At 67.0% G+C, this 779-nt stretch carries 1 pseudogene; it reads right to left on the bottom strand.

The window, feature by feature from the left end:
• Positions 1 to 779, bottom strand: a pseudogene (locus IEZ10_RS38480) (DNA-directed RNA polymerase subunit beta); the annotation flags it as partial.

Here is a 779-nt window from a genome sequence, read left to right as displayed (position 1 = left end):
ACCGGGAGGATCTTGGAGATGACGCCCTTGTTGCCGTGCCGGCCGGCGAGCTTGTCCCCATCGGTGATCTTGCGCTTCTGCGCCACGTAGACCCGGACCAGCTCGTTGACGCCCGGCGGCAGCTCGTCGCCCTCCTCCCGGGAGAACACCCGCACACCGATGACCTTGCCCTGCTCACCGTGCGGCACCTTCAGCGAGGTGTCGCGCACCTCACGGGCCTTCTCCCCGAAGATCGCACGCAGCAGCCGCTCCTCCGGCGTCAGCTCGGTCTCGCCCTTCGGGGTGACCTTGCCGACCAGGATGTCACCGGGCACGACCTCGGCGCCGATGCGGATGATGCCGCGCTCGTCGAGATCGGCCAGCACCTCCTCCGACACGTTCGGGATGTCCCGGGTGATCTCCTCGGGGCCCAGCTTGGTGTCGCGGGCGTCGACCTCGTGCTCCTCGATGTGGATCGACGACAGGACGTCGTCCTGCACCAGCCGCTGCGACAGGATGATGGCGTCTTCGTAGTTGTGGCCCTCCCACGGCATGAACGCCACCAGGAGGTTCTTGCCCAGCGCCATCTCACCGTCGTCGGTGCAGGGACCGTCGGCGATGACCTGACCGGCCTCGATACGGTCGCCCTCGGCCACGATCGGCTTCTGGTTGAAGCAGGTGCCCTGGTTGGAGCGCTTGAACTTCGCCACCCGGTACGTCGTGCGGGTGCCGTCGTCGTTCATCACCGTGACGTAGTCGGCCGAGACCTCCTCGACCACACCCGCCTTCTCGGCGTTGAT

Origin of the sequence: Streptosporangium pseudovulgare (assembly GCF_014648055.1) — a bacterium.
Lineage (GTDB): Bacteria > Actinomycetota > Actinomycetes > Streptosporangiales > Streptosporangiaceae > Streptosporangium > Streptosporangium pseudovulgare.
Note: the sequence above shows the minus strand (reverse complement) of the source record. Positions and strands in the feature narration are given on the sequence as shown.